Source organism: Mycolicibacterium sphagni (assembly GCF_002250655.1).
GTDB lineage: Bacteria > Actinomycetota > Actinomycetes > Mycobacteriales > Mycobacteriaceae > Mycobacterium > Mycobacterium sphagni.
The window spans coordinates 18,611-45,366 of sequence record NZ_NOZR01000002.1; the positions used below are offsets into that span (position 1 = coordinate 18,611).

At 67.8% G+C, this 26,756-nt stretch carries 26 protein-coding genes; 9 read left to right on the forward strand and 17 right to left on the reverse strand.

Features of this window, described 5'->3' with window-relative positions; all coding sequences use genetic code 11:
• The 3 genes from truB to CG716_RS02130 are packed head-to-tail and all read right to left on the reverse strand — an operon-like array spanning position 1 to position 2,485.
• The gene (gene truB / locus CG716_RS02120; RefSeq protein ID WP_165774000.1) at positions 1–888 is read right to left on the reverse strand and encodes a tRNA pseudouridine(55) synthase TruB; all 888 of its coding nucleotides are present in this window, start codon (positions 886–888) and stop codon (positions 1–3) included.
• Positions 885–1,553: a 4'-phosphopantetheinyl transferase PptT gene (pptT, locus tag CG716_RS02125; RefSeq protein ID WP_094476019.1), complete on the reverse strand. Its 669-nt coding sequence runs from the start codon at positions 1,551–1,553 to the stop codon at positions 885–887. Before pptT ends, truB begins: the two co-directional genes overlap by 4 nt.
• Positions 1,550–2,485 (reverse strand): ACP phosphodiesterase PptH, encoded by a 936-nt coding sequence (locus CG716_RS02130; protein ID WP_094476021.1) that lies wholly within the window; start codon positions 2,483–2,485, stop codon positions 1,550–1,552. Before CG716_RS02130 ends, pptT begins: the two co-directional genes overlap by 4 nt.
• A gap of 161 nt (positions 2,486–2,646) precedes the next feature.
• Here CG716_RS02130 and CG716_RS02135 point away from each other — a divergent pair, with 161 nt between their 5' ends.
• Positions 2,647–4,326 (forward strand): CocE/NonD family hydrolase, encoded by a 1,680-nt coding sequence (locus tag CG716_RS02135; protein ID WP_094476023.1) that lies wholly within the window; start codon positions 2,647–2,649, stop codon positions 4,324–4,326.
• Here CG716_RS02135 and CG716_RS02140 read toward each other — a convergent pair.
• Positions 4,285–4,830, reverse strand: coding sequence for a DUF1802 family protein (locus CG716_RS02140; protein ID WP_094476025.1), 546 nt, complete (start codon positions 4,828–4,830; stop codon positions 4,285–4,287). The two genes, CG716_RS02135 and CG716_RS02140, sit on opposite strands and share 42 nt — an antisense overlap.
• Positions 4,827–5,093 (reverse strand): DUF2277 domain-containing protein, encoded by a 267-nt coding sequence (locus CG716_RS02145; protein ID WP_094476570.1) that lies wholly within the window; start codon positions 5,091–5,093, stop codon positions 4,827–4,829. The genes CG716_RS02140 and CG716_RS02145 overlap by 4 nt, the downstream gene beginning before the upstream one ends.
• A 142-nt stretch (positions 5,094–5,235) precedes the next feature.
• Between CG716_RS02145 and CG716_RS02150 the strand changes: the two genes are divergently transcribed.
• The 3 genes from CG716_RS02150 (at position 5,236) to CG716_RS02160 (ending at position 8,142) form a co-directional block, all read left to right on the forward strand.
• Positions 5,236–5,844 (forward strand): TetR/AcrR family transcriptional regulator, encoded by a 609-nt coding sequence (locus CG716_RS02150; RefSeq protein WP_133066853.1) that lies wholly within the window; start codon positions 5,236–5,238, stop codon positions 5,842–5,844.
• 127 nt (positions 5,845–5,971) lie between these two features.
• Complete coding sequence (locus CG716_RS02155) at positions 5,972–7,360, forward strand: hypothetical protein (protein WP_133066854.1); 1,389 nt, start codon at positions 5,972–5,974, stop codon at positions 7,358–7,360.
• Between the two features lie 23 nt (positions 7,361–7,383).
• Positions 7,384–8,142 (forward strand): enoyl-CoA hydratase, encoded by a 759-nt coding sequence (locus CG716_RS02160; protein ID WP_094476031.1) that lies wholly within the window; start codon positions 7,384–7,386, stop codon positions 8,140–8,142.
• 7 nt (positions 8,143–8,149) lie between these two features.
• Here the strand turns inward: CG716_RS02160 and CG716_RS02165 are convergent, their stop codons facing one another.
• Complete coding sequence (locus CG716_RS02165; RefSeq protein ID WP_234817677.1) at positions 8,150–9,919, reverse strand: Calx-beta domain-containing protein; 1,770 nt, start codon at positions 9,917–9,919, stop codon at positions 8,150–8,152.
• 22 nt (positions 9,920–9,941) lie between these two features.
• Here CG716_RS02165 and CG716_RS30620 point away from each other — a divergent pair, with 22 nt between their 5' ends.
• Both CG716_RS30620 and CG716_RS02170 read left to right on the forward strand, forming a co-directional pair.
• Entirely contained in the window at positions 9,942–10,277 is a 336-nt protein-coding gene (locus tag CG716_RS30620) for a hypothetical protein (RefSeq protein WP_234817678.1), read from the forward strand.
• Between the two features lie 245 nt (positions 10,278–10,522).
• A complete protein-coding gene (locus CG716_RS02170; RefSeq protein WP_094476035.1) occupies positions 10,523–11,083 on the forward strand; it encodes a class I SAM-dependent methyltransferase in 561 nt (186 codons plus the stop codon).
• Here the strand turns inward: CG716_RS02170 and CG716_RS02175 are convergent.
• The 8 genes from CG716_RS02175 to rimP form a co-directional block, all read right to left on the reverse strand.
• On the reverse strand, positions 11,080–12,453 hold the full coding sequence (locus CG716_RS02175) for an MATE family efflux transporter (RefSeq protein WP_420093166.1): 1,374 nt from the start codon (positions 12,451–12,453) through the stop codon (positions 11,080–11,082). The genes CG716_RS02170 and CG716_RS02175 overlap by 4 nt on opposite strands.
• Positions 12,446–13,444, reverse strand: a complete 999-nt coding sequence (locus tag CG716_RS02180) for a DHH family phosphoesterase (RefSeq protein WP_094476037.1) — start codon at positions 13,442–13,444, stop codon at positions 12,446–12,448. The genes CG716_RS02175 and CG716_RS02180 overlap by 8 nt, the downstream gene beginning before the upstream one ends.
• Complete coding sequence (gene rbfA, locus CG716_RS02185; protein ID WP_094476039.1) at positions 13,419–13,910, reverse strand: 30S ribosome-binding factor RbfA; 492 nt, start codon at positions 13,908–13,910, stop codon at positions 13,419–13,421. Before rbfA ends, CG716_RS02180 begins: the two co-directional genes overlap by 26 nt.
• Before the next feature lie 46 nt (positions 13,911–13,956).
• Positions 13,957–16,755, reverse strand: coding sequence for a translation initiation factor IF-2 (infB, locus tag CG716_RS02190; RefSeq protein WP_094476041.1), 2,799 nt, complete (start codon positions 16,753–16,755; stop codon positions 13,957–13,959).
• An 80-nt stretch (positions 16,756–16,835) separates the two neighbouring features.
• A complete protein-coding gene (locus CG716_RS02195; RefSeq protein ID WP_094476574.1) occupies positions 16,836–17,228 on the reverse strand; it encodes a YlxR family protein in 393 nt (130 codons plus the stop codon).
• Between the two features lie 71 nt (positions 17,229–17,299).
• Positions 17,300–18,718 carry an NAD(P)-binding protein gene (locus tag CG716_RS02200; protein ID WP_165774001.1) on the reverse strand — a complete coding sequence of 473 codons (1,419 nt, stop codon included), beginning with the start codon at positions 18,716–18,718 and terminating at the stop codon, positions 17,300–17,302.
• Between the two features lie 361 nt (positions 18,719–19,079).
• On the reverse strand, positions 19,080–20,090 hold the full coding sequence (gene nusA, locus CG716_RS02205; protein ID WP_094476045.1) for a transcription termination factor NusA: 1,011 nt from the start codon (positions 20,088–20,090) through the stop codon (positions 19,080–19,082).
• Entirely contained in the window at positions 20,087–20,617 is a 531-nt protein-coding gene (gene rimP, locus CG716_RS02210; RefSeq protein ID WP_094476047.1) for a ribosome maturation factor RimP, read from the reverse strand. Before rimP ends, nusA begins: the two co-directional genes overlap by 4 nt.
• A 110-nt stretch (positions 20,618–20,727) precedes the next feature.
• Between rimP and CG716_RS02215 the strand changes: the two genes are divergently transcribed.
• Both CG716_RS02215 and CG716_RS02220 read left to right on the forward strand, forming a co-directional pair.
• Positions 20,728–21,258, forward strand: a complete 531-nt coding sequence (locus tag CG716_RS02215) for a hypothetical protein (protein WP_094476049.1) — start codon at positions 20,728–20,730, stop codon at positions 21,256–21,258.
• On the forward strand, positions 21,255–21,791 hold the full coding sequence (locus CG716_RS02220) for a ferritin-like domain-containing protein (protein WP_094476051.1): 537 nt from the start codon (positions 21,255–21,257) through the stop codon (positions 21,789–21,791). Before CG716_RS02215 ends, CG716_RS02220 begins: the two co-directional genes overlap by 4 nt.
• Before the next feature lie 3 nt (positions 21,792–21,794).
• Here CG716_RS02220 and CG716_RS02225 read toward each other — a convergent pair whose 3' ends face one another.
• The 3 genes from CG716_RS02225 to CG716_RS02235 are packed head-to-tail and all read right to left on the reverse strand — an operon-like array spanning position 21,795 to position 25,305.
• Complete coding sequence (locus CG716_RS02225) at positions 21,795–23,549, reverse strand: proline--tRNA ligase (protein WP_094476052.1); 1,755 nt, start codon at positions 23,547–23,549, stop codon at positions 21,795–21,797.
• Between the two features lie 23 nt (positions 23,550–23,572).
• Positions 23,573–24,247 (reverse strand): 4a-hydroxytetrahydrobiopterin dehydratase family protein, encoded by a 675-nt coding sequence (locus CG716_RS02230; RefSeq protein ID WP_094476054.1) that lies wholly within the window; start codon positions 24,245–24,247, stop codon positions 23,573–23,575.
• Positions 24,248–24,249: 2 nt separating this feature from the next.
• The gene (locus CG716_RS02235) at positions 24,250–25,305 is read right to left on the reverse strand and encodes a DUF3533 domain-containing protein (protein WP_094476056.1); all 1,056 of its coding nucleotides are present in this window, start codon (positions 25,303–25,305) and stop codon (positions 24,250–24,252) included.
• Between the two features lie 116 nt (positions 25,306–25,421).
• Here CG716_RS02235 and CG716_RS02240 point away from each other — a divergent pair, with 116 nt between their 5' ends.
• Complete coding sequence (locus CG716_RS02240) at positions 25,422–26,753, forward strand: purine-cytosine permease family protein (protein WP_094476058.1); 1,332 nt, start codon at positions 25,422–25,424, stop codon at positions 26,751–26,753.
• Positions 26,754–26,756: the final 3 nt, after the last annotated feature.

Consider the following 26,756-nt stretch of genomic DNA (forward strand, 5'->3'; position numbering starts at 1 on the left):
CTACAGCGTCGCCGGACGGATCACCACAACGGATTTGGTCCGGCCACTTTTGTCCTCCAGCAGCGCGATCACCCGCCCGTCGGGATCGGTTGCGGCATAAACGCCGCCGATTCCCGCGGCACTCAGCTGCCGGCCATGGCTGGCGTCTTCGGCTTCAGCCGCGGTGATGTCGCGGCGCGCAAACGCCAGCAGGCACGCCTCGTCGAGGGTGTAGCTGAGCCGCGGCAGTTCGGCGAGTTCGTCCAGTGACCGAGCGTGATCGAGTCCGTAACCGCCAACCCGGCTGCGACGCAACGCAGTCAGATGTCCGCCGACGCCCAGCGCATCACCGAGATCGCGCGCCAGGGCCCGAATGTAGGTGCCCGACGAACAGTCCACCTCGACGTCGATATCGACGAACGGGTCGTCGCGCCGGATGTCCTGCACGTCGAACCGATCGATACGAACCGTACGCTCGGCCAGCTGCACATCCTGGCCTTCGCGGACCAGCTGGTAGGCCCGCTTACCACCGATCTTGACCGCGCTCACCGCCGAAGGCCGCTGCGCGATCTCCCCCCGCAGGTCGGCGATCCCCGCCTGTATCTGATCGTCAGTGACATGCCCGGCGGAAATATCCTGCAGCACTTCACCTTCGGCGTCATCGGTGGCGGTGGACCGCCCCAGCCGGATGGTCGCGGCATACGACTTCGACGTAGCCGTCAGCAGGCCGAGGATCTTGGTGGCTCGCTCGATTCCGATGACCAGAACGCCAGTGGCCATCGGGTCCAGGGTACCGGCGTGGCCTACCTTGCGGGTGCCGAAGATCCGCCGGCAACGCCCGACCACGTCATGGCTCGTCATGCCGGGCGGTTTGTCGACGACGACAATGCCGGCCTCGGGCCCGCTCACAGCACGATGGCCGTCAACGCCAGCCCACCACCCACCGACCACCGGCCGGCAAGCTCGTTCAGCGGCGGGCCGAAGCGGGCGGCCGGGTCGATCAGGATCTGCGAGACGAACGTCCCGGACACCCCGGACGGGTCGACGCCGAAGGTGATGTGTGCGTCCTCGAAGCCCAGCCACCGCTGGGCCAGCGGGAACCACGCCTTGTACGTCGCTTCCTTGGCACAGAACAGGATTCGGTCCCAGTACAGCCCACCGGGCAGTGCCGCGATCTCATACCGTTCGGCGGGCAGGCTGATGGCATTGAGCACCCCGTCGGGCAACACGCCGTGGGGCTCGGCGTCGATGCCGACCGAACGGACCGTCGCACTGCGCCCCACCACGGCAGCGCGATATCCCTGGGTATGGGTCAGGCTGCCCACGACGCCGTCGGGCCAGCACGGTTCACCCTTGTCGCCCTTGAGGATTGGCACTGGCGGCAGACCGAGTTTCCCCAACGCCACCCGAGCACAGTGCCGGACGGTGATGAACTCGTTCCGCCGCTTGCCCACCGACTTCGCAATCAGCGGCTCCTCCTCGGGCAGCGGGGTCAGGCCAGGCGGATCGTCGAAGGCCTCGGCGTAGACCAGGTCGGCGATATCGGGCAGCACTGCCGCCATCAGTTCGCTCATTCGCGTCGGCTGCGCAGCCGGTCGCGCAACTTCTCCGACTGCTCCTTCATCTCCTGAGTGATGACGAAATGCCCGCCGAAGTCGTTGAGATAGCCCGGCGCGTACTGCGGGTCGGGCAGAATCTGGCGGAGCCACCGATAAGGCTTGCGCCGCCGCCACTCTCGCGGATATCCGACGGATACCTCCTCGAAGCGCACCCCGTCATACCAGGTGGTCCGTGGAATGTGCAGGTGCCCGTAGACCGAGCAGACCGCGTTGTAGCGGGTGTGCCAGTCGGCGGTCTCCACTGTCCCGCACCACAGCGAGAACTCCGGGAAGAACAGCACATCGCAGGGTTCCCGGCGCAGCGGGAAGTGGTTCACCAACACCGTCGGCGTCATCCAGTCGAGTTCCTCGAGCCGGGCCCTGGTGTGCGACAACCGATCTCGGCACCATGCGTCGCGGGTGGCGTATGGCTCACTCGACAGCAGGAATTCGTCGGTCGCGACGATGTTGCGCGCCTTGGCGATCGCCAGGCCCTCGGCCTTGGTGGTCGCCCCCGCAGGCAGGAACGTGTAGTCGTAGAGCAGGAACATCGGCACGATGGTCGCCGGGCCGCCCTGCTCGGTCCAGACCGGAAAGGGATGCTCGGGGGTGACAATGCCCATCTCGTCGCACATGTTGACCAGGTAGTCGTAGCGCGCGCGGCCGAATAGCTGGGCCGGGTCCTTGCTGGTGGTCCACAGCTCGTGATTGCCCGGCACCCAGATCACCTTGGCGAAGCGCCGGCGCAGTAGGTCCAGCGACCAGCGGATGTCGTCGGTGCGCTCGGCGACGTCGCCGGCGACGATCAGCCAGTCGTCCGGCGTCGATGGATACAGCGATTCGGTGACCGGCTTGTTGCCGGTGTGACCCGTGTGCAGGTCACTGATCGCCCAGAGCGTGGGTGCCACAACACGCCAGCCTACTGGCGAGCAGCCGGTTAGACTGCCAGCGGTCGGGGCTGACCGCAGAGGCGGAGACATGGCCGCCGCAGCGCGCCCGACGTCGACTGCAAGCAGGAGAACCTGATGCGCGCCCAGCAACTCACCCCGTACTGCAAGTTCTGAGCGGCGTGCGAAGCAGTCTCAGACAGTTCGTCGACCGCGGCGTTTCCCGTTTCCTGCGGATAGCGCCGCCCACCAACGACTACGCCGTGCACCGCGGCGTCGGCATCCCGATGCGCGACGGCGCCGTCCTGCGCGCCACCCATTACGCACCGACCGTAGACACGCCTTCGGGCACCATCCTGGTCCGCGGCCCCTACGGTCGCTCGTTCCCGTTCTCCCTGGTCTACGCGCAGCTCTACGCTGCGCGCGGTTATCACGTCCTGCTGCAAAGCGTGCGCGGCACGTTCGGATCCGGCGGCGACTTCGTGCCGATGGTGCACGAGGCCGACGATGCCGCCGACACCGTGGTGTGGCTGCGACGGCAGCCGTGGTTCACCGGCAAATTCGCCACCATCGGGCTGTCCTACCTGGGCTTCACCCAGTGGGCCCTGTTGTCGGACCCGCCGCCGGAATTGGCCGCCGCGGTGATCACCGTCGGGCCGCACGACTTTCATGCCTCGTCGTGGGGCACCGGATCGTTCTCGCTAAGCGACTTCCTGGGCTGGTCGGACATGGTCGCCCACCAGGAGGACGCGATCCCGCGGCGCCTGGCGCTACAGAGCCGCGCCGCACGCCGGCTCGAACGCGCCACACTCGACCTGCCCCTGGGCAGCGCGGGCCGCGACCTGCTCGGTACCGGTTCCCCCTGGTACGAGTCGTGGATCGAGCACCCAGGTGCCGACGACCCGTTCTGGGAAACGATGCGAATGACGTCCGCACTGGACCGCTGCGACTTACCGGTACTGCTGATCAGCGGCTGGCAGGACGTGTTCCTCGAGCAGACCCTGGTGCAGTTCCGCCACCTGCGTGACCGCGGAGTCGACGTCGCGATGACGGTCGGGCCGTGGGCGCACAGCGACATGATCACCAAAGCCGGCGGGATCGCCGCCGAGCAGACACTGAGCTGGCTGGGCACGCGCCTGTCCGGAGTTCGGCCAGCCGCCCCGCGCAGCCCGGTCCGGGTGTACGTCGCCCACTACGGCTGGCTCGACCTGCCCGACTGGCCACCCGCCACCGGTCAGGGCGTGCTGTACCTGCAGCCGTCGGGCGGGCTGGCCGCCGCGGCGCCACCGGCGCAGGCGGCACCGTCGACCTTCCGCTACGACCCCGCCGACCCGACGCCGACCGTGGGCGGACGGCTGCTGGCCCAGAAAAGCGGCTACCAGGACGACTCCGCACTGGCCGAGCGCGCCGACGTACTCAGCTTCACCAGCGGACCGCTGGACGCCGACCTGTACGTGTTCGGCAACCCGGTCGTCGAATTGACCCACGAGTCCGATATCGACCACGTCGACGTGTTCGTCCGCGTCAGCGAGGTGGACCGCCGCGGACGCTCCCGCAATGTCAGCGACGGTTATCGACGGCTGAGTGCTCCTGCACGGGGTCCGATCCGTGTCGAGCTCGATGCGATCGCGCACCGCTTCCCCGCCGGAACTCGGGTCCGGGTGCTGATCGCCGGCGGATCGCATCCCCGCTACGCCCGAAACCTCGGCACCGGCGAACCTCTGCTCACCGGGCAGCGCATGGTGCCATCGCTGCACACCGTGCACCACGGCGCCGGCGGGGTGTCCACGCTGATCCTGCCTGCCTCGGCGGGCCTGCCGTCATCCGACGGCGGTGCGGACCCGACCAGCGATCTCCCCTAGCTCGGCAGCATCGTGTACCGGGTCGCCCAGGACTCCCGTCATGGGTAATTGCACCCAGCTGGTACAGCCGCCGTACTGCGGCTCCCGCCCCAGCTGAATCGGCTCGACGAGGGCCACGGCCTGGACCACCAGCACCGTCAGCCTGTGACGAGGCCGGAAGTCGAGCCGGTCGGCCTGTACCGACTCGGCGGTCCAGATGTGCAAATCCTCGATGTCGGACAGCCCGTCAGCGTTCGACACCGCTATGGCGGCAATGACTTTCGCTGCCGCTCGGATCACCAACTGATCGTCGGTACTGTCCGGAGCGGATTCGGCGAGCAGGCCACGATGCTCGGGGCGCACCCGCTCGGCGTGGCTGTGCGCGACCGTCGGGAACAACAGGAACTCGTTGGCGGCCACGGCGAAACGCTTCTCGTGGATACCGCCTTTACGCAGCAGCACGGTCTGGCGGCCGTCCAGCAGGGCGTGCACGGCGGCGCTCCACTCCTTGAGCGCTGCCGTCATGTCGCCGCGAGCCGGGCAATGACCTCGGGTCGGCGCAGCGGCGGAATCGCCTTCGGCGGCTGACGCCGGGCAGGCAGTTCGGCGAGCAGTCGCGTAGTGGTGGCAGCAACCTCGGCGACCGCCGCCTCGAAGGCATCGGCGACGGCGTCAGAAGGACGAGTGATCCCGCTGACCTTGCGGATGTACTGACGAGCGGCCGCGGTGATCTCTTCGCTGGTCGCCGCCGGCTCCAGGCCGCGCAACTCGGTGATGTTTCGGCACATGCTGTCCAGCATGCCTGTGGTCGGGGCCATGAACTCACCGCCGGCGTTGATCTGATTGATATGCGGCTCCCATCTGGCTCATAAGTTCGGAACCTAGCGTGGCCGCCAAGCTGTCGATTTCACGGGACGAGGAGGGCCCATCTTGACTGCGGGACTGGCACCGACCGGCACGGAGGACGCACCCCTCCGTGGCCGAGCGAAGCCCAGCCGGGCGGCCGCTCCGCGGGCGGTGAGCAAGCGATCGGTGGGCCGGCCCCGCGGCTCGAACACCGATGTGCGGCGGCAGATGATCGTCTCCTCGGCGATGCGAATTTTCGCCTATCGCGGGTACGACGCCGCCACGCTGCAGGAAGTCGCCGACCTCGTCGGCATCACCCGCCCGGCGGTGCACCACCATTTTCCCGGTAAGGCGCCGCTCTACCGGTCGGCCCTCGACCGCGCCTACGAGCTCGTGATGACGACGTTCGCGGTACACCCGCTCGAGGCGATCACTGCCCCGCCGCAAGGCGAACTTCGCATGGCCAGCGCCTTGCTGGGTACGTCGCTGGCGCAATCGCATCGAATCGCCGACATCGCGCCGCGAATCACCAGCATCTCCGCCGACTTGCGCCGCCTGTGCCACAAAGCCGCGGGCCCCGACGCCGACCAGCACCGAACCGACCTTCTCGTTGCCGTGGTCGTCGGGAGGTGGGTGTTGACCGCCTCGGACCTGTCCCGCGACGATATCGACGCGGACTTCGACCTGGCCTGAGCAAACTCCCAGCTAAGGAGTCGGCGAGGGTCCCCACAAGTATGTATCGCGAGAGTAGATTTACCCCGACTGTCTGATCGGGCGGGCTGCGCGTGTGCCTGCGACGAGAAAACTGGAGGACGGGGTTGTGAGCCAGTTCCTGTCCGCAGCGCCACCGTGGCGAATGCGGCGGATGAGCCGAGCCTGCTCGGCGCTGGCTCTGTTGATCGGCGCCACCGTGCTCCCCGGCTGTGGCGGTCCGGCCAACCTGACCGAGGTGGCCGACGACCTGCAGACCGCACTGATGGCGATGCCCGGAGTGACCGATGCATGGGTCTACCACGACGAGAACTACGCCGAGGGCGTAACTTTCACCATCGCGGTCGACGTGCCGACCGCGACCCGCGAACAGATCACCGCGGTGGCCGACCGCATCGCCGCCACCCACACCGCGCTGGTCAGCAACTACACCCAGAATGTCGAGTTCTGGGTTACCTCGGACAAACCGGTGACGATCACCCGCCAGTCGCGCGTCGATGCCGGGCAAATCGCCGACGACGCGGAACGACTCCGCGCGATCGCCGCGAACGCCGACGGCCGGATCGACTGGTTCCGCGACGACGACGGCGACGTCAACCAGCTGTCGTTCACCGACAGCCGCACGCCGGATGCCGACCTCGTCGATGTGGTGCGGCAAACCGCCGGGGACACCGCGGTCACGATGTCGGTATCACCGTCAACGCCGTCTCGCCAAACCCCCCGGACGGTGGTCTCCTTTCCTCTCAGCGCCAACGACCAGACCGCGGTGCAGCAATTCCTCGACACCGTCGGAGTCGATGTCTTCGGAGTGCGGATCGACGGCGGCAGGGTGCAAGCCCTGGAGGCCACCGTGCCCGCTGACGCAGCTGTCGCCGAGCAGAAGCTCTCCTCGGTGATCGATGCGAGCAGGGGCGTGGCGGCCCGGCCGATGTGGCTGGCCTGGTACGTCCCGAGCGCGCTCGGTGGCGTTCCGGTGTTCGACGGTGTCGTCGAAGTCGGTGATTGTTCGGCCCCGGCCGCACAGATCCGGCGGGCGTCTACGCGCACAACGCCCGATGCCGGCTCCACCCTTCAGGCGCGCCTACAGTCCAGGGCCGACACCTGTACGACGGCCGACCCGGTCCGGACCGGGCGGACGCAACCGACGCAGGCCGCACCGTCTCCCGTGCCCACTACGCCCTTGGGCCAGCGCAACGCGCCTGACGCCACACGTGTACCCGAGGTCGCGAGCACCGTCCAGCGCTCCACGACCGCAATAAGCCCATGCGGCACAGCACAATTCGCACCGGCTTGCGTAGCCGCCAGTTCGGGGTCCAATGGCGCCACCACAACGAACACCGGGCCCGTGCGGCTGCCCTGGCCAGACGGTGCGCCACACGATTTCACTCCTCGTCCAGCGGCGGGTATCGACCCGACCAACCCGCCGAGCGGCGGCCCGCCGCGATCTCCGACGACCGCCCGCCCGCCGAGAACCGAGGCGGCGCACTCAGCCCGCTAGCGGACTGCCGATACGGTGTCACCATGACCGGCGACGACATCCTGCTCATCGAAACCACCGACCGGGTCCGGACAGTCACACTGAATCGACCCGGTGCCCGCAATGCGCTGTCGAGTGCGCTGCGCAGCCAGTTCTTCCGTGCGCTGCGCGAGGCCGACGCCGAGGCCGATGTCGACGTCATCATCGTCACGGGTGCCGACCCGGTCTTCTGCGCGGGCCTGGACCTCAAGGAGCTCGGCGACACCACCGAGCTTCCCGATATCTCGCCGAAGTGGCCGCCGATGACCAAGCCCGTCATCGGGGCGATCAACGGCGCCGCGGTGACCGGCGGGCTGGAGCTGGCGCTGTACTGCGACATCCTGATCGCCTCCGAGCAAGCCCGCTTCGCCGATACCCATGCCCGGGTCGGTCTGCTGCCGACCTGGGGTCTCAGTGTGCGGCTGCCTCAGAAGGTCGGCGTCGGCCTCGCCCGGCGGATGAGCCTGACCGGCGATTATCTGTCAGCCGAGGACGCGCTGCGCGCCGGGCTCGTCACCCAGGTCGTCGCACATGAGGAGTTGCTACCCGCTGCCCGTGCGGTGGCCGCCTCGATCGTCGGCAACAACCAGAGGGCCGTGCGCGCGCTGCTCGCCTCGTATCACCGCATCGATGCGGACCAGACCGACTCGGGGCTGTGGATCGAGGCGATGTCGGCCCGCGCGTGGATGGCGCAGACCTCCGGTGACGACATCGCGGCCAGTCGCGCCTCGGTGATCGAGCGCGGCCGCTCGCAGGTGAAATAGCCTCGGGTCAAACGGCTTTCGTACTGCTGAGCAGGCTCTGCCACTTCGCCAGCGTGCCGGCGTCGTTGGCGATGATGTTGCCCATCTGCAGTTGGCTCAGCGTCACGCCCTGCAATGTGTAGCTGCTGTTGTTGCCGACGATGGTGATCACCACCGAGTCAGATGTCTGGGTGACATCGAATTGGTCTGCCTGCATCCAGACGAAGTTCAGCGTGTCCTTCGCGGGGTTGAAGTCGAGCACCTGGTTGGCGCCCCACGCCCAAGTGATGGTCGTAGAAGTGCCGCCCGTCACCGGAGTGCTACCCCCACCACCGCTGGATCCTCCGCTGCCGGCGTCGTAGTTGAGAACGTTGGTCGTGCCGTAGTGGTTGAAGACATTGCTGAAACTGCCCGCGGGATCGCTCAGCCCCGACGCGCTGATCGTGGACTGCCCGAGAGTGCCCGGGGTGTCGCGAAGGACCTGCCACATCGACAGCATGCCAATGCCGTTCGTGACGGCGAAGTTCTCCAGGGCCTGCGCGTCGGCGACAGTGAACACCTCGGTGCTGATGTCGTTGACACCGAGCATCGGGGTGACTCCGATGTTGCTCCACGCGAAGTTCTGCCCGTGTTTGGCGTACAGCGTCGTGAGCTGGCTGTAGGTGGACTCGGCGGATTCGATCGCATAGGCGCCCATGGTCTGCGCGTTCGGTCCGCTGGTGGGCGCAGCGGACTCGCCGTAGTCCATCGCCATCACGTTGACGCCGGCGAGCTTGACCCCGGCACTGAGCGCGGAGTCCACGACGTTGAGACCGTCGGCGGTCAGGCCGGTCGGCAACACCGGAAGTGTGTACCAGATCTGGACATCCGGGTTGGCCTTCTGGAGCAGGGCGAGGGCTTGGCTGTTGAGAGCGATCGAGGCCGGGTCGGCCACCGCGGCGCCCTCGATGTCGAAATCGAGGTGGGTGACACCGTAGGTGTTGACAACGGCAGCGTAGGCGTTGGCCAAGTCTTGGGCGCTGCGACCTTCGGAGGCATAGGCCTGCGCGATGCTGGTGCCGGCCTGGCCGCCAAACGAGATCATCACGTCGCCGCCGGCTGCCTTGAAGGTGGCGATCGAGGCGTTGATCGCCACTGCCTGTTCGTTGGTCGAATTCGGTTCCAGCGCAGCCAATCCCGCCCAGGCGAGGTTGCCGTTGGCGTCGGCCTGCATGAAGCCCAGCGTCATGAACGAAGTGCCGTAGGCCTTCGCGAGTTGCAGCAGATTGGGAACCGGGTAGGAGCCCATATCGACGTACGGGGAGAAGTACGCCTTACCCCACTGGGCGGTTCCGCCGGGCGTGGTTGCGGTGTCGTCATTCGTGATCGTGCCGACCGCCGACGCCGTGGCGATGGTGGCACCGGACGGATTCGACAGTGTGACGGTGAACGTCTCGGTGGGTTCCACAGTGGTGTCACCGAGCACGCTGACGTCGATCACCTGCGACACCACTCCGGGGGCGAACGTCACCTTACCCGCGCTCGCCGTGTAGTCCTGGCCGGCCGTCGCCGTCCCGTCGGCGGTGGTGTAGCTGACCGTGACCGTTGTCGTCGACGCGTGGGACAGCGTCACCGTGAACGCCAGGGGCGTCGTCCCGCTGTTGCCTTCGAGCACGGTGCCGCCGGTGATCGACACACTGGGCACCGCCGCCTGCGGATGTAGGACAGCCTCGATCTCGCGGCGGATCAACGCCAGCATGCCGGTCAGCAGCTGCACCGGCGACGGTGGCAGGCCCTTGATTCCGAACAGCGACAGCAAGCTTGTGACGATGTCGGTCGGTGTGAGAGACGCAGCCGCTGCCGGCCGGGCCGGCGCCGCTACGGCCCTGGGCGCCGCTACCGCTGCCACGACCGGATCGGCCATCGAAAACTGTTCGGCCACAGCTGAATTTGTCGCACTGGCTGTGGAAGGCGAAGTCTGTTCGCGCGAATCCGCGGGCACAGGGTCGTCGAAGGCTTGCCGAGCAACACTCGGGCGGCTCGCAGCCGGCCTCGATCTCGGTGTCGACGTCGTGCGGGCGGATTTCGTCGTCACATCCGATCTGGCCGTCGACAGCTCATGCGCCGCGCGGCGCGACGTGCCCACCGAGCGCGGCCCCGACGGCGCCGACGGCTGAGAGGCAGAGCCCGTATCCGGAGTGTCAGCTACCGCGATGCCGGGGCTGGCGGCGACAGCGAGCCCCAGCCCTACGGCAAATACGGCAGAACCGGCGCGGAACCCAAATGCTGTCGAAATCATGGCACCCCCGGACCTAGGCGATCTGTCAGCAACGTTCATTAATACCGTATGACTGAGGACCAGAGAGCGATCTCAGCAAAATTTCAGTTTGCCGCGATTCGGGCGACGTTTAGGGTATGGCCCATGAATGAAGCACACGAGGTCTGCGGCAGCGACGAGTGGCGTCAGATCATGCGAGAGCAGATCCTGCCGTGGGTGCTGGGCAATACCGACCTCGGGGACGACGTGCTGGAGGTCGGGCCCGGCTTCGGCGCCGTCACCGACGTGCTGAGCACCTCCGTGCCTCAGGTGACCTGTGTGGAGATCGACGACCGCTTGGCGGCGATGCTCACCGAGCGGTTCGCCGACGCGCCTTCGGTGCGGATCGTGCGCGGCGACGCCACCGCACTGGACTTCCCGGACGGGCGATTCTCCGGGGCGGCGTGTTTCACCATGCTGCACCACGTACCCACGCCCGAGCTGCAGGACCGGTTGTTCGGCGAGGTGGCGCGGGTGCTGCGGCCCGGCGCCACGCTGGTGGCCAGCGACAGCCTCGGCAGCGACGACATGGAGAATGCGCACGACGGCGACATCTACAACCCCATCGACCCGGCCGGGCTGGCGGACCGGCTGACCGCAGCCGGCTTCGAGGGAGTCGACGTGCGCACCAACGACTTTGGCTGGGCGGCAATCGCCCACCGTTAGGTCGTCCCCGGCACCAGCCAGCGCCCCGACAAGGCCCGCCACCCGACGAACACCATCCGCAGCACCATGAACGTGCTCAGCCCCGACCAGATGCCCAGCAGGCCCCAGCCGAACGCCAGCGACAACCAGATCAGGGGCAGGAAGCCGATGAGTGCGCTCGCCAAGGTCGCGGTGCGCATGAACGCGGCGTCACCGGCGCCCAGCAGCACCCCGTCGAGCGCGAAGACGACGCCGGCGACCGGCAGCTGGGCCACCATGAACCACCACGGCACCCCGATTGCGGCGAGCACCGAGCGATCATCGGTGAACAGCGACGGCAGCACCGAGGAACCGACGGCGAAGGCGAAAGCCAGCACCGCCGCAGCGATCGTCGAGAACACCGTCACCCGCCATGCCACCCACTTCGCGTGCGCGGTGCGCCCCGCACCGAGCGCGGCGCCGACCAGCGATTGTGCAGCAATCGCCAGCGAATCCAGCACCAGGGCAAGGAAATTCCACAGCTGCAGCACCACTTGGTGCGCGGCGACAGCTGCCGCACCGAACCGCGCGGCCACCGCGGCCGCCGAGACGAAGCAGGCCTGAAACGCCATGGTGCGCACCACCAGATCGCGGCCCATCACGACCTGCGCCCGCAGCACTGAGGTGTCCAATCGCAGCGGTACCTTCTCGGCCAGTAGCGCGCCGCAGAACAGCACGGCGGCCAGCCACTGCCCCACCAGGTTGGCGATCGCCGAACCGGCCAGTGCCAACCGCGGCAGGCCCAGCCAGCCGTACACCAGCAGCGGGCACAGGACGGCCGAGATGCCGAATCCCACCAGCACGTAGCGCAGCGGCCGCATGGTGTCCTGCACGCCGCGCATCCAGCCGTTGCCGGCCGCCGAGATCAGGATGGCCGGCACTCCGAAGATCGCGATGCGCACCCACGGCATCGCGGCGGCGGCGATGTCGCCGCCACTGGACTTGGTGCCCGCGATCGCCGACACCAGTGGGACGGCAGCCAGCTGCACCACGGTCACGATCGCCGCGCCCATGGCCAGCGCCAGCCAAGTGGCCTGCACACCCTCGCCGACCGCCGCCAGTCGGTTTCCCGCCCCGTAGAAGCGGGCCGAACGCGCCGTCGTGCCATAGGACAAGAAGGTGAGCTGCGCGCTCACGACCGAGAGAATCAACCCACCGATCGCCAGGCCCGCCAGGCTCAGCGCACCGAGACGCCCGACGATCGCGATATCGAACAGCAGATAGAGCGGCTCGGCGGCCAATACACCCAGCGCGGGAAACGCCAGCGCGGCGATGCGACGCCCCGTCACGGCCGTGGCTTGCCCCGGGTCGCTCCGCTCCTGCCGCCCGGCGTCGTCGACCGAATCAGTCAAGGGCTGCGGTCAGCTGCCTCACGACATCGTCGATCGGACCGGACGCGGAGTACCCGGCGGCCAGCATGTGGCCGCCGCCGCCAAAACCACTGGCAACCTTGGCCAGGTCGTAGCTCTTGGCCCGCATCGACACCGACCAGTGCTGCGGCTCGATCTCCTTGAAGACCGCCGCGACCTCGGCCTCGTGGGTGGTGCGCACGATGTCGACGATGCTCTCCACCTCTTCGGACCGGTTCTCCATCCAGTCCTCGTGGGCGACCACCGCGTAGACAAGCCCACGCCCGTCGGCCGCCTCGGGCACCAACTGGGCACTGGACAGCACCCGGCCCAGCAGGGGCAGCCACACGAACGGGTGGGTGTCGAACAGTTCCCGGCTGATCGTGGCGTTGTCCACACCGAGCTCCACCAGCCGGGCCGCCAGCCGTAGCGCTCGCGGCGACGCCCAGCGGAACGAACCCGTGTCGATGGTCAGCCCGGCGTACAGACAGGTAGCGACGTCGCGGTCAATCGTCTTGTCCCACGCGTCGAGGAGCTCAGCGACCACCATGGTGGTCGAATCCGCTTTCGGGTCAACAAGATTCGCGCTACCGAACAATGTGTTCGACTTGTGGTGGTCGATGACCAGAACTTCACGCCCGGGCGGGGTCAGCTCGGCCAGCCCGCCGAGGCGGTTGATGCTCGGGGCGTCGACGGTCACCACCAGATCGGCATCGCGGCGCATCTCCCCTGGCGCCACCAACAGGTGGCCACCCGGCAGCATGTGCAACGACTCAGGCAGTTTCGACGGCGTCGCGAAGCTCACCTGGACGTCGACACCGTCGCGCTCGAGGATCAATGCCAGCGCCAGACCGGCGCCGATGCTGTCGGCGTCGGGGTGCACATGACAGAGGACGCTGACCGACTCGGCGCCGCTGAGGATATCGACGGCGCCGTGCGAATCCACCCGCCTGCCGAGGCGGGTGATTTCAGTCGTCGAATCGATCGCGGTCACCGGTGTCCTGGTCGTCCTGCTCGGAAGTTCCCTCTTCTCCTACCACACGGTACGGCTGCGCGTCTCCCGCAGGAGTGGCACCGGCACGAATCCGCGCGACATCGGCGTCGGCAGCGCGCGCCTTGGCGAGCAGCTCCTCCATCTTCTGCGCGGTGTCGGGCACCTTGTCCAGAACGAAGGCCAGGGTCGGCGTGAACCGCACGCCGGTGCCGGCGCCGACCTTCGTGCGCAGCGTGCCTTTGGCCCGTTCGAGCGCCGCGGCCGCCCCTGCATAGTCCGGCTCGTCGTCCAGGGTGTTGCCGCGCACCGTGTAATACACGGTGGCGTCGTGAAGGTCACCAGTCACCTTGGTGTCGGTGACCGTCACGAACGCCAGCGGCGGATCCTTGATCTCGAACTCGATCGCCGAAGCGACGATGGTGGCGATGCGCTTCGAGAGTCGCTTCGCCCGTCCTGGGTCTGCCATTATCGAACGTCCCACTCAGATGAGAAGGTCTTTTTCGCTCCGCTCATCAGACACGTTCTTTTTCAACGAGCTCGTACGTCTCGATGACGTCGCCCTCCTTGATGTCGGAGTACGTCAGCGTCAGACCGCATTCGTAACCCTCGCGCACCTCGGTGGCGTCATCTTTCTCCCGCTTGAGCGAGGAGACCGTGAGGTTCTCGGCGACGACGATATTGTCACGCAGCAACCGCGCCTTGGCGTTGCGCCGCATGATGCCGGACTGCACGAGGCAACCCGCGATGTTGCCGATCTTCGACGAGCGGAAGATCGCGCGAATCTCCGCGCGGCCGAGCTCGCGCTCCTCGTAGACCGGCTTGAGCATGCCCTTGAGCGCGCTCTGGATCTCATCGATGGCCTGGTAGATCACCGAGTAGTACCGGATGTCCACGCCCTCGCGGTTGGCCAACTCAGTGGCCTTGCCCTCGGAGCGCACGTTGAAGCCGATGATGATGGCATTCGACGCCGACGCCAGGTTGACGTTGGTCTCGGTGACACCACCGACACCGCGGTCGATGACGCGCAGTTCGACCTCGTCGCCGATCTCGATACCCAGCAGGGCCTCCTCCAGCGCCTCCACGGTGCCGGAGTTGTCGCCCTTGAGGATCAGGTTCAGCTGCGACGTTTCCTTCAGCGCGGCATCCAGATCGTCCAGGCTGATGCGCTTACGAGTGCGTGCGGCCAGCGCATTGCGCTTGCGCGCACTGCGGCGGTCCGCGATCTGACGGGCGATGCGGTCCTCGTCGACGACGAGCAGGTTGTCACCCGCGCCGGGCACCGACGTGAAGCCGATGACCTGGACAGGCCGCGAGGGCAGCGCCTCGTGGATGTCCTCGCCGTGCTCGTCGACCATGCGGCGCACACGTCCGTAGGCGTCGCCGGCCACGATCGAGTCGCCGACTCGCAGCGTGCCGCGCTGGATCAGCACGGTCGCCACCGGACCGCGACCGCGGTCCAGGTGCGCTTCGATCGCCACACCCTGGGCTTCCATATCGGGGTTGGCCCGCAGATCCAGCGAGGCGTCGGCGGTCAACAGCACCGCCTCTTCCAGCGCCTGGATGTTGGTGCCGTTCTTTGCCGAGATATCGACGAACATGGTCTCGCCGCCGTATTCCTCGGCCACCAGGTTGTATTCGGTGAGCTGCGCCCGGATCTTGGCCGGGTCGGCGCCCTCCTTGTCGATCTTGTTGACCGCCACCACGATCGGCACATCGGCCGCTTGCGCGTGGTTGATGGCCTCCACCGTCTGCGGCATCACACCGTCGTCGGCGGCGACCACCAGGATCGCGATATCGGTGGCCTTCGCACCACGGGCACGCATGGCGGTGAACGCCTCGTGACCGGGGGTGTCGATGAAGGTGATGAGGCGCTCGACGCCGTCGTGCTCGACGGTCACCTGGTAGGCACCGATGTGCTGGGTGATGCCACCGGCCTCGCCCTCACGGACCGTGGCGTTGCGGATCGTGTCCAGCAGTCGGGTCTTGCCGTGGTCGACGTGACCCATGACGGTGACGACAGGCGGACGGAACTCGAGATCCTCCTCGCCGCCCTCGTCCTCGCCATAGGTGAGGTCGAAGGATTGCAGCAGCTCGCGATCCTCGTCTTCCGGGGACACCACCTGCACGACGTAATTCATCTCGCTGCCCAGCAGCTCGAGAGTCTCGTCACCGACCGACTGGGTCGCGGTCACCATCTCGCCGAGGTTGAACAGCGCCTGGACCAGTGCGGCCGGGTTGGCGTCGATCTTCTCGGCGAAATCGGACAGCGACGCGCCGCGGGCCAGCCGGATGGTCTCGCCATTGCCGTGCGGCAACCGCACGCCGCCGACGACCGGCGCCTGCATGCTCTCGTACTCGGCGCGTTTTGCGCGCTTCGACTTGCGGCCACGACGTGGGGCACCGCCGGGACGACCGAACGCACCGGCCGCGCCACCGCGCTGACCGGGACGACCACCGCCACCACCACCAGCGGGACCGCCACCACCGGGACGGCCTCGGAAGCCACCGGCAGCTGCGCCGCCGCCGGCTCCTGCGCCTGCACCACCGGGGCCGCCGGTGCGGTAGTTACCACCGCCACCGCCACCGGGACGACCACCGCCACCGCCGGGGCCGGGCCGAGGCCCGCCGCCGGGACGGGGAGCACCGGGACGACCGGGCGCACCGGGGCGCGCGCCGGGCGGACGCGGCGGCATGTTGCCGGGAGTGGCACCGCCCGGACGCGGACCGCCCGGGCCGGGTCGCGGGCCGCCGGGCCCGGGCCGCGGGCCTTGCTGCGGGCGCGGTGCCGGCCGCTCGACCGGCTGGGCTGAAGAGAACGGGTTGTTGCCGACTCGCGGCGGGCGCGGCATGCCGGGCTTGGGCGCTGCCGGACCCGGCCGGGGGCCGGGCGTCGGTGACGGCCCGGGCTGTGCCGGCGCCGGTGCGGGTGTCGGTGCCGGTGCTGCTGCGGCGGCCGCAGGAGCAGGCGGAGCCGCTGGCGCGGGCGGAGCCGGCGGAGGCGCCGCCGGGGCGGGGGCCGCCGGCTTGGGCGCGGCCGGCACGGGCGGCGCGGTCGCGACCGCGCCGTCGGAAACCGGCGCCGGCTTGGGCGGCGCGCCGTTTCCGGCGGCACTGGCCGGTGCGGGCTTGCTTGGGGCTTTGTCGGGCTTGCCGCCGCCGAACGATTCGCGCAAGCGGCGCGCTACCGGGGCTTCCACCGTCGACGAGGCGGATTTTACGAATTCGCCCTGATCGCTCAGACGGGCGAGAACTTCCTTGCTGGTGACACCGAGTTCTTTGGCCAACTCGTGTACACGGGCCTTACCTGCCACTACATCTCCTACTCAAGAGGCGACAGCGGTGGTAGGCCGCGCCTCGGGTTTAGCTACGACGCATGGTCATCGTCGGAACTTCACGGTGTGCTCATGTTCTTCGCTACCTGTTCTCTTGCCGGGCTGGGAGAGCCGTGCAGAGCTTGTTGGGCTCTGACGCACTCGACCACCGCGGAGGTGTCCGGTGAACCGGTGATGCGCAACGCTCGGCCGAAAGCTCGCCGCCGAATCGCTGCCTCAAGGCACCGATCATTGGGATGCAGCCAAGCACCCCGACCCGGGAGGTTACCGGTCTGGTCAACGGTTACGGTGCGTTCACCGTTCCCGTCCGACACTGCCACCACTCGGAGGAGATCGACGGCCAACTCTCGCTTCCTGCACCCGAGGCATGTCCGCACCGGTCCTTCGGTGCGTCGATGCCGTCTCTCGGGAGCCGGAGTCTCGCGCTGGATCACGGCACAGTCTACCGTCATCGCGATAGCGCTCAGAACCACCCTTCGCTGGCCAATTCCGGGCTGGGCGCCGACGACGGCCGCCCCGATCGTCAGCCCGCTTTCTCCTGGTAGGGCGAGTAATCCTCGCGGCCGACGACCCCGGCGTACCGGCAGGGCAGTGCGGCAACCCGTGCGCCCAGCCGCATCGCCTGATCCAGATTGATGTAAATCCCGGCGCCCTGGCGTCCGGTACTGATGATTCCGTCCCCGAAGCTGCGCAACGCCTGGTCGAGCCGATCCAGCTGATCGGCGGTGGCGTCGAAGTTCGAGTATGCGTCGGTCGCGACTTCCGAGCCGAGGAAGTCCACGACACCACCGGGAAGCAAGATCGACATGTCCTTCAACGCCTGGGCAGCGACGTCGAACGTCTGCCCGGTCGGCACGGTGTATTCCAGGCCGATCAGACCGACCGGGCAGTGCAGGCTCGTCCACTCGCCGTAGTTGTTGAAGCGGTGCGCGCGAATGCCGGTGTCATGGGTGTACAGCCACTGATAGCCGCGCCAGCTGGCGGGGCTGTCGCGGACGTGCACCACACCGACAACCAGATCGCGCCGCCCGGACCGCTGTGCGACGGCGGCGGCGAGCTTGTCGAGCCCCAGGCTCATGGCGAGATCCTCGGGGCGGCCCGTGGAGATGATGCGCCGACACGACACTTCGATATTGCCGTCCGGACCCGATACCACGACGCTGAACCGTCCGCGTGCGGGCTTGGTGATCGAGGTGACCCTGGAGTCGAAGAGCCAATTCACTTGCTCGCCAAGCGATTCGGCCAGCCCCGACCACAGGACCCCCACTCCCCCTTGCGGATACAGAAACCTGTCCACCACCTCGGTAGGACGAGGGGAGCGACCCGGCCGTGGCAGCGCCATCGCGATTACCGAGCCGAAACGCGGGGACAAAATCCGCTGCGACGCCCACGCGGCCGGGATGTCCCTGGGGTCGATGCCGAACACTTTCCTAGCATGAGGGGCCATGAAAGTCTCGGCCAGAAAAGGCCCATACCGGTTTTTCACCCAGTCGTCTAGGGTGCGGTCGTCCCGGCCGGTCGGCGCCTTCGCCCAGTGAGCCACCAGCGATGCCGCCGATCGGGCACGCACCGGCCAGGGCACCGAATCGCGGAACTGGCGCCATTCGAAGGGATAGGCGACCACGTAGCCGTCACGCAGGATTCCGCTGCGCCGGCCGATGTCGGACATCGGGATATCACCGAGCCGATCGGCGAAATCCAGCCACACCTGGCGTTGTTTCGGTGTCGTCGACAGCAATCGGTGACCACCGAGGTCGATATCGTTGCCGGCCACCGTCGCCGAGCGCGCCAGCCCGCCTACCCGTGCGGTTCGCTCGACGAGGGCCACCGAAGCCCCGGCGGAGACGCAGGCATCCGCGGCCGTCAACCCGGTCGGACCGGCCCCGATTATCAGGACATCGACAGCAAGGTGAGCATCTCCATCAAATTCCGATGCGATCACCGGTGCCCGATCCGTCCAGTCGTATTCCGAAGCCGAGGGCTGAGGGGTTTGCCACAACGGAGACAAAGAATGTCACCCACATATCCCCCATCGGCACGACACTACAGCGCAGCCGCGAATTTTGAATCTAAAAGTCAATTCTCCGGCCGTTGACAGCAAAGCCGAAGGAGCTGACAAAACAGCGCATTTGGACGAGCCCCAGTGGCCTGCCGAAAACAAAAACGGGGGGGAAATTCGCTCACCGTGCGTCGGAGCGCGATTTAGGCATCACATCTAACTCAAATTCAGTGCCCGAACGTTTGCTGAATTTGTTTACCACTCGCGATGTGGGTCACGCAGATTGCCATTCCCTAGTGGAAACTCAGCCTTCAGCGCCGCTGTCCGGCGGCGCCGCATCGCTGCGGATATCGATGCGCCAGCCGGTAAGGCGGGCGGCCAGCCGAGCATTCTGCCCCTCCTTGCCGATCGCCAGCGACAGCTGGAAATCGGGCACCACGACCCGCGCGGCGCGGGTGGTGGCGTCGATGACCGCCACCGAGACCACCTTGGCCGGCGAGAGTGCATTGGCGACGAAGCGAGCCGGATCGTCGTCGAAGTCGATGATGTCGATCTTCTCGCCGGACAGCTCGCTCATCACGTTGCGCACTCGCTGGCCCATCGGACCGATGCAGGCGCCCTTGGCGTTGAGTCCTGGAACCCGAGACTGCACAGCGATCTTGGACCGATGCCCGGCCTCACGAGCTACCGCGATGATCTCCACCGACCCGTCGGCGATCTCGGGCACCTCCAGCGAGAACAGCTTGCGGACCAGATTGGGGTGGGTGCGCGACAGCGTGATCAGCGGCTCGCGCGCACCGCGACTGACTCCGACCACATAGCAGCGCAACCGGTCGCCGTGCTCGTAGCTCTCACCGGGAACCTGCTCGGCGGAGGGAATGACGCCTTCGGCGCCTTTGGTCTCGCTGCCCAGCCGCACGACCACCAGACCGCGGGCGTTGGCGCGGGCGTCGCGCTGAATCACCCCGGCGACAATGTCGCCCTCCCGCGCAGAGAATTCGCCGTAGCTGCGCTCGTTTTCGGCGTCGCGGAACCGCTGGAGCATGACCTGGCGGGCCGTCGTGGCCGCGACTCGACCGAAACCCTCTGGGGTGTCGTCCCATTCGCTGATCAGGTTGCCGTCGTCGTCGGTCTCGCGGGCCATCACCTGCACAACGCCGCTCTTCCGGTCGATCTCGATGCGCGCGTCGGGCTGATGACCCTCGGTATGCCGGTAGGCGGTCAGCAGTGCCGACTTGATGGTGTCGAGCAACTCGTCGACAGAGATGCCGCGATCGACCTCGATGGCATGCAAGGCGGTCATATCGATGTTCATGCTCCGGCCTCCGTTCCTGCTGCCCCCGCCAATTCGAGCTCGCGCGGCTTCGGTGGCGAAAACTCAACCTGTACAACGGCTTTGACGATCTGGTCGAGTGGAACCCGGCGCACCGCCCAGTCGCCGCGATCACGCACGACCAGGTCGACGGCGCCGTCGGACACCTGCCCGAGCCGGCCGGTGACGGTGGTTCCGTCGCCGAGTTCGGCATCCACCTTGCGGCCGTGGGCTCGGCGGAAGTGCTTCTCGGTAGTCAGCGGTCGGTCTACCCCCGGCGAGGTGACTTCCAGGACGTAGGGGGCGTCGCTGTCCAGGCCGTCCAACAGGGCCGACGCCGACCGGGCCAGTTCGGCGACGATATCCAGATCCAGCGGGTGGTCGCCGTCGGCGATGACCGTGATCCGTGGCGGTTGGGTGCGGGCGTCGATCAGGACGTCTTCGATTTCGTATCCGGCACGCACGAACTCACCATCGAGTAGCTCGATCACCTGCTTCTGGGTTGGTAGCCCCGTAGAACGGCCAGCCACGGCGAGCTCCTCATCTTGAGTTGTTCTGATCTGCGTCGGATGCAGGGCTCTGCGAGAGCCAGCCCTCAACGATACGCCAGCACAGGCCGCGGCAATGGCAGGATGTTGGCGTGCTGAGCCGAGATCCCAGCCCTTTCCCAGCCATCACGCGGCGACGAGTTCTAGTCGACGGCGCTCGAGGGCTGGCGCTGCTCGCGCTGGTGAGCGCCTCGGGCACCGCGTGCGCGACGACACCGCCGCCCGAACCCGATCCGCTGGTGCCGCAGGCCGAACTGGCCCGCCACGACAGCGAACTGGCCGCCGCGGCGGCCAAAGCCGCACCGCCCACCATCGCGCCCGCGTTGACCGAGGTGGCAGCAGAACGCGCGCGACACGCCAGCGCGCTCGCCGAGGAGATCGCCCGGGTCGCCGGCAAATCCGCGTCAGCGACGAGCAGCACATCGCCGACGACCACCACGGCAGGCCCGGCTGCCCCGCCGGCGGTGGCCGACGTCGCCGCCGCGCTGCGCACCTCGGCCGACAGCGCCGCCAAGCTGGCGGCCACCCTGTCCGGTTACCGCGCCGGGCTGCTCGGCTCGATTGCGGCCTCCTGCGTCACCGCCTACACGGTGGCCCTGCCCTCAGGGAAGGTTGGGCAATGACTTCACCGACTTCACCGACTTCACCGACTTCAACGACGTCACCGACTTCAACGACGTCACCAGAGCCGGCCCCCTCGAACACGCCGAACCCCGACCGGCCGTCGGACGCCGCCGCAGCCGCGCTGTTCGACGCAGTGGCCGCCGAACACGCCGCGATCTATGGCTACGGCATGGTGTCGGCGCACAGTTCGCCCGACGAGAACGAATTGGTCTCCGCGGCATTCGCCGAGCACCGTGAGCGCCGCGAGGCGGCGATCGCGATGCTGACCGGCCGCTCGGCGAAAGCACCGCTGCCGGCTGCCGGCTATCAGCTGCCGATGCCGGTGAACAACCCCATCGATGCGGGCAACCTGGCGGTGCGCATGGAGAACGACTGCGCGGTGGCCTGGCGTGCGGCGATAGAGCAGGCGAGCTCCGAGCAGGACCGCACGTTCGGGGTCACTGCGCTGACCGAGTCGGCACTCGCCGCGGCGCGCTGGAAGAAGGTCCTGGGAGTTCAGCCGGTGACAGTGCCGTTCCCCGGCGGCAGCTAATAGCTAGGGCTGCGCTTCGGCCAGCGCTGAAGCGATCTCCGCGACGGCGCCGTCGACGCCGATCTCGCGGCTGTCGCCGCCGAATCGGTTGCGCAGCTCGACGACACCGTCAGCCCAGCCACGCCCCACCACGACGATCCTCGGCACACCGATCAGCTCGGCGTCCTTGAACTTGACCCCCGGGGACGCGGTGCGGTCATCGAGCAGGACCTCGAGGCCCAGGCGGTCCAGATCGCGAGCCAATTCCTCGGCACCGGCACGCGCGGCAGCGTCCTTGTTCGCAATCACGATGTGCACGTCGAACGGCGATACCGACGACGGCCAGCGCAACCCGAGTTCGTCGTGCTGCTGTTCGGCGATCACCGCGACCAGCCGCGACACGCCGACACCGTAGGAGCCCATCGTCAGCCGCACCGGCTTGCCGTCCTCGCCGAGCACGTCGGCGGAGAACGCATCGGTGTACTTACGGCCGAGTTGGAAGATGTGGCCGATCTCGATGCCACGGGCCGAAACCAACGGACCGGCGCCGTCCGGCGACAGGTCGCCGTCGCGTACCTCGGCAGCCTCGATGGTGCCGTCGGCGACGAAGTCGCGACCAGCCACCAGGCCGACGACATGCTTTCCGGTTTCGTCGGCGCCGGTGATCCAGGTCGTCCCGTTCACGACCCGCGGATCCACCAGATAGCGAACACCGTTGGCCAGCAGGCCTTTCGGGCCGATATATCCCTTCTTCAGGAACGGGTGCTTGGCGAAGTCGGTGTCGTCGAGCAGTGCGTATTCCGCCGGCTCCAGCGCCGCGCCGAGACGCTTGTCGTCGACCTCGCGGTCGCCGGGCACACCGACGCCCAGCAGTTCCCATTCACCGCCGGGCTGGCGAACTTTCAGCAGCACGTTCTTCAAGGTGTCAGCGGCCGTCACCTCCCGACCCAGGCCCGCGGAGTTGGCCCACTCGACCAGGGTCGCGATCGTCGGGGTGTCCCCGGTGTCGTGCACGACGGGCTCGGGCAGACCATCCAGCGGCCGTACCTCCGGCACGGCGGTCATGACCGCTTCGACATTGGCCGCATACCCGGACTGTAGGCAGCGCACGAAGGTGTCCTCACCGATCTCGCTTTCGGCCAGGAACTCCTCGGAGGCCGACCCGCCCATCGCGCCAGACACCGCTGAGACGATCACATAGCGAATTGCCATGCGCTCGAACATCTTCTGGTATGCCTCGCGGTGCGCGTGGTAGGCGGTCTTGAGGCCGTCGTCGTCGACGTCGAAGGAGTACGAGTCCTTCATGATGAACTCGCGCCCGCGCAGGATGCCCGCCCGGGGGCGAGCCTCGTCGCGATACTTCGTCTGGATTTGGAACATCAACAGCGGGAAGTCCTTGTAGGAGCTGTACTCCCCCTTCACCGTCAAGGTGAAGAACTCCTCGTGGGTGGGGCCGAGCATGTAGTCGTTGTCGCGGCGGTCCTTGAGCCGGAACACCCCGTCGCCGTACTCCGTCCACCGGTTCGTGGTCTCATACGGCGCCTTCGGCAGCAGCGCCGGGAACAGGATCTCCTGTCCGTTGATCGCGACCATCTCCTCGCGCACGATCTTCTCGATCTTGCGCAGCACGCGCAGACCCAGCGGCAGCCAGGTGTACAGCCCCGGCGCCACCGGCCGGACATAGCCGGCCCGGATCAGCAGTTTGTGGCTGGGCACTTCGGCGTCGGCCGGATCGTCGCGCAGGGTGCGCAAGAACAGCTCGGACATACGGGTGATCACAGTGGGCCAGCCTAGCGATCGCCTCAGTCGCGTCCTTGCCAGGTGCAGATGCAGGCCTCGTTGCCCTCAGGGTCGGCCAGCACCCAGAAGGCCGGCGCCCTCGCATCGGACAACAGCCTCCCGCCGGCCGCGAGCGCCGCCTCGATGCGCGCGGGCGCTGCCTCGTGGGGCACGTCGACGTCGAGGTGGATGCGGTTGCGCTGCGGTCGCGGGGCGTCCATCTGTTGAAACCAGATCGCCGGACCGCGTCCGGACGGATCGATCAGACCGTCCGCCAGGTCGGAGGGTCCGGACTCGTCGACATAGCCGGTGACCGCCTTCCAGAACGGGCGGACAGCGCGGACGTCGAGTGCATCGATGGCGATCTCCAGCGCCTGCACCGAGCCTGGCACCAGCCGCAGCCCACGTCCGGTCAGCGCCGCCGAAATCGTCTGCGCCAGTTGAATATCCAATGCCGTCATCGCCGACTGAGCTGCCGACTGCAGGCGCAGGACCGCGCGCTGCGCCCTGATGTCGACGCTCAGATGGCCCTGACCGTCGTCGCCTGCGGCCTCTACCGCGAGCGCAGCCACCTGACTGCCCTGCGCCAGCGACGACACGGGGACCTCGGCGTAGATCGCGCCGAGCACCAGCCGCCAGCCCAGGCCGGCGACCGCGTCGGAGGCCTCCTGGCGGGTGAGCCGGGCGTCGCCGTCCATCGTTACGTGGCCGCGGGCTTGCCGCGATGGACCATCGCCGCCCCGACCAGGCTGACCGCCACACCGCCGACGATCCAGCAGACCAGCACGACGATTGGATGCGTCAGACCGTGGCCGTCGAAATAGACGATCCGCCGGACGGCGTCAGTGCCCGCGCCGTTGGGCAGCACACCGCTGATCGCACGCCAGAACGGTGGCAGCACCGAGGGTTGGTAGGCACCACCGGCCGACGGGTTGCCGAGGATGACGAAGATCACCACGGTGAGCCCGATGCCGATGACTCCGAACAGGATCTGCAACGCGATGGTGACCGTCGCCGCCGACAATGTCACCAGCGTGCCGATCCCGGCGATCGACCAGAAGTGACCGTTCATGGCGTGTAGCACCGGCTCGGCCACCACCGCGCCGCCGAATCCGGATGCCAGCGCATAGGGCACGGTGGCGCCCAGCCGCCAGAGCGAGCGCGGAAAGGTCGCCGGCCGTGAGCCTTTCGCGATGCCGAGCATCGAGGCGAACAAGTACCCGCCGACCACCCAGCCCACCACGAGATAGAAGCCGGACAGCCCGCGGGCGTCGCCGGAGAACAGCGGCACGACGTCGTCGACGGCGACGCTGCGCTGCTGGGCCGCGGTCACCTTGGTGAAGATCTGCTCGAGAGCACCGGACACGGCGGTGCCGCCACCGGACGCGACCAGCAGCCGGTCTTCGGTGCCGGCCGGGTTGAGGACGTAGACGCCGGAGACATCGCCGGTACGCAGCGCCGCGCGGGCGGCGTTCTCGTCGGTGGCCGCCGAGGCGGCCACCGGGCTACCGGCCAGGCCGTTGAGTTGGCCGACGACCTGCCCTGCCACCTGTGCGGGCGCGACGACGGCGACCGGGATCTGGTGCGGCGTCGGCGAATGGAACGCGCCGAGGTAGGACAGGATGAACGCGAACTGCAGTAAGAGCACACCGACCCCGAGCGCCAGCGTGCGCGGAGCGACGGCGTCGCGGAAGCGGTCCTGCCACGTCTCCGGCGGCTCGGGAGCTACGTGCTTGTTAGGCGGCGTCGTGACCATTGGGCTTATCTTCCTCCGGCAGTGTGGGGCGGTCACCGGCACTCTAGGGTGGGTGGGTGACACCTGAATCGTCGCCCACAGCTTCTGCCCTGGCGGCCCAAACCTACTCCGGCCGGATGCCGACGCATGTCGGCGACATGGCGGTCGAGACACAGGGCATCGCCCCGATCCCGCCGGGCAACCGGTACGGGGCCGCGCGGCGGCTGTTCACGGTGTGGTTCGCCCCTCAGGTCAACATGACGGTGGTGTTCACCGGGACGCTGGCCGTGGTGCTCGGGCTGGGTTTCTGGCTCGGCCTACTGGCGATGGTGATCGGCACTCTCATCGGTTCGCTGGCCGTCGGCTACCTGTCCACCTGGGGCCCGCGCACCGGTACCGCGCAATTGCCCAACGCGCGCATGGCATTTGGCGGCACCGTCGGTGTGGTCGCGGTGATCCAGTGGTTGTCATCGATCGCCTGGGACGGCCTGGTCGGGCTGTTCGGCGGCGAGGCACTGGCCGAGTTGATCGGCATTCCGTTCTGGCTTGCGGTCGTGATCGTGCTGGCTGCCCAGGGCGCCGTCGGTGTGTTTGGCTACGAGGTGATCCACCGCGTGCAAGCGGTGATGACCGTCGTGCTCGTCGTGACCTTCGCGGTGTTCGCCTGGAAGCTCATCAGCGGCCACCAGGTGGTCTCGCTGCCCACGCTGGCAGGCGCGGATCTGGCCGGCGCGTTCGTGCTGGAAGTCACCATCGCGCTGAGCCTGGCCATCTCGTGGGCCAGCTACGCCTCGGACTACAGCCGCTACCTGCCGGTGAATACGTCCCGAACGGCCGTGTTCGGCTACACGTTCGGCGGCCTGGCGGTGGCCTACATCGCCGTACAGGCCATCGGCGTGGCCGCCGCAGGCACGCTCACCGACCAGACGGCGCAGGGCGTGCGCGAGATCATGGGCGGCGGGCTGCTGGGCGGGCTGGCGTTGGTGGCGATCGCGCTGGGCTCGGTGGCCTCCAACGCGATGAACGACTACAGCGGGTCGCTGGCGCTGCAGACCGTCGGCGTGCGGGTGCGACGGCCGGTGTCGGCGGTCGTGGTGGTGGTGATCGCCTTCGCGCTCATCATGTGGCTGCACTCCGGTGACCTGGCCGCACGCTTCCAGGGTGTGCTGCTGTTCGTCAGCTACTGGATCCCCGCATTCGTGGCGATCGTGGCCATCGACTGGCGCTACCGCAGCGCCGGGCGGGATACCGTGAACCCCGCCGCAGAGGTGACTCCGCGCACCGACGCTCTCGTCGCGCTGGGGGCGTTCTTCGTCGCCTTCGCCGCGGCAGTCCCGTTCATGCACACCAATTTGATCGTCGGTCCGGTGGCCACCGCGCTGCATGGGGCCGATCTGGCGTACTTCGTGAATTTCCTTGTCGCAGCGGCGGTTTACGGCGGCTATCGACTGGTGCGGGCGCGCCGCTGAGCC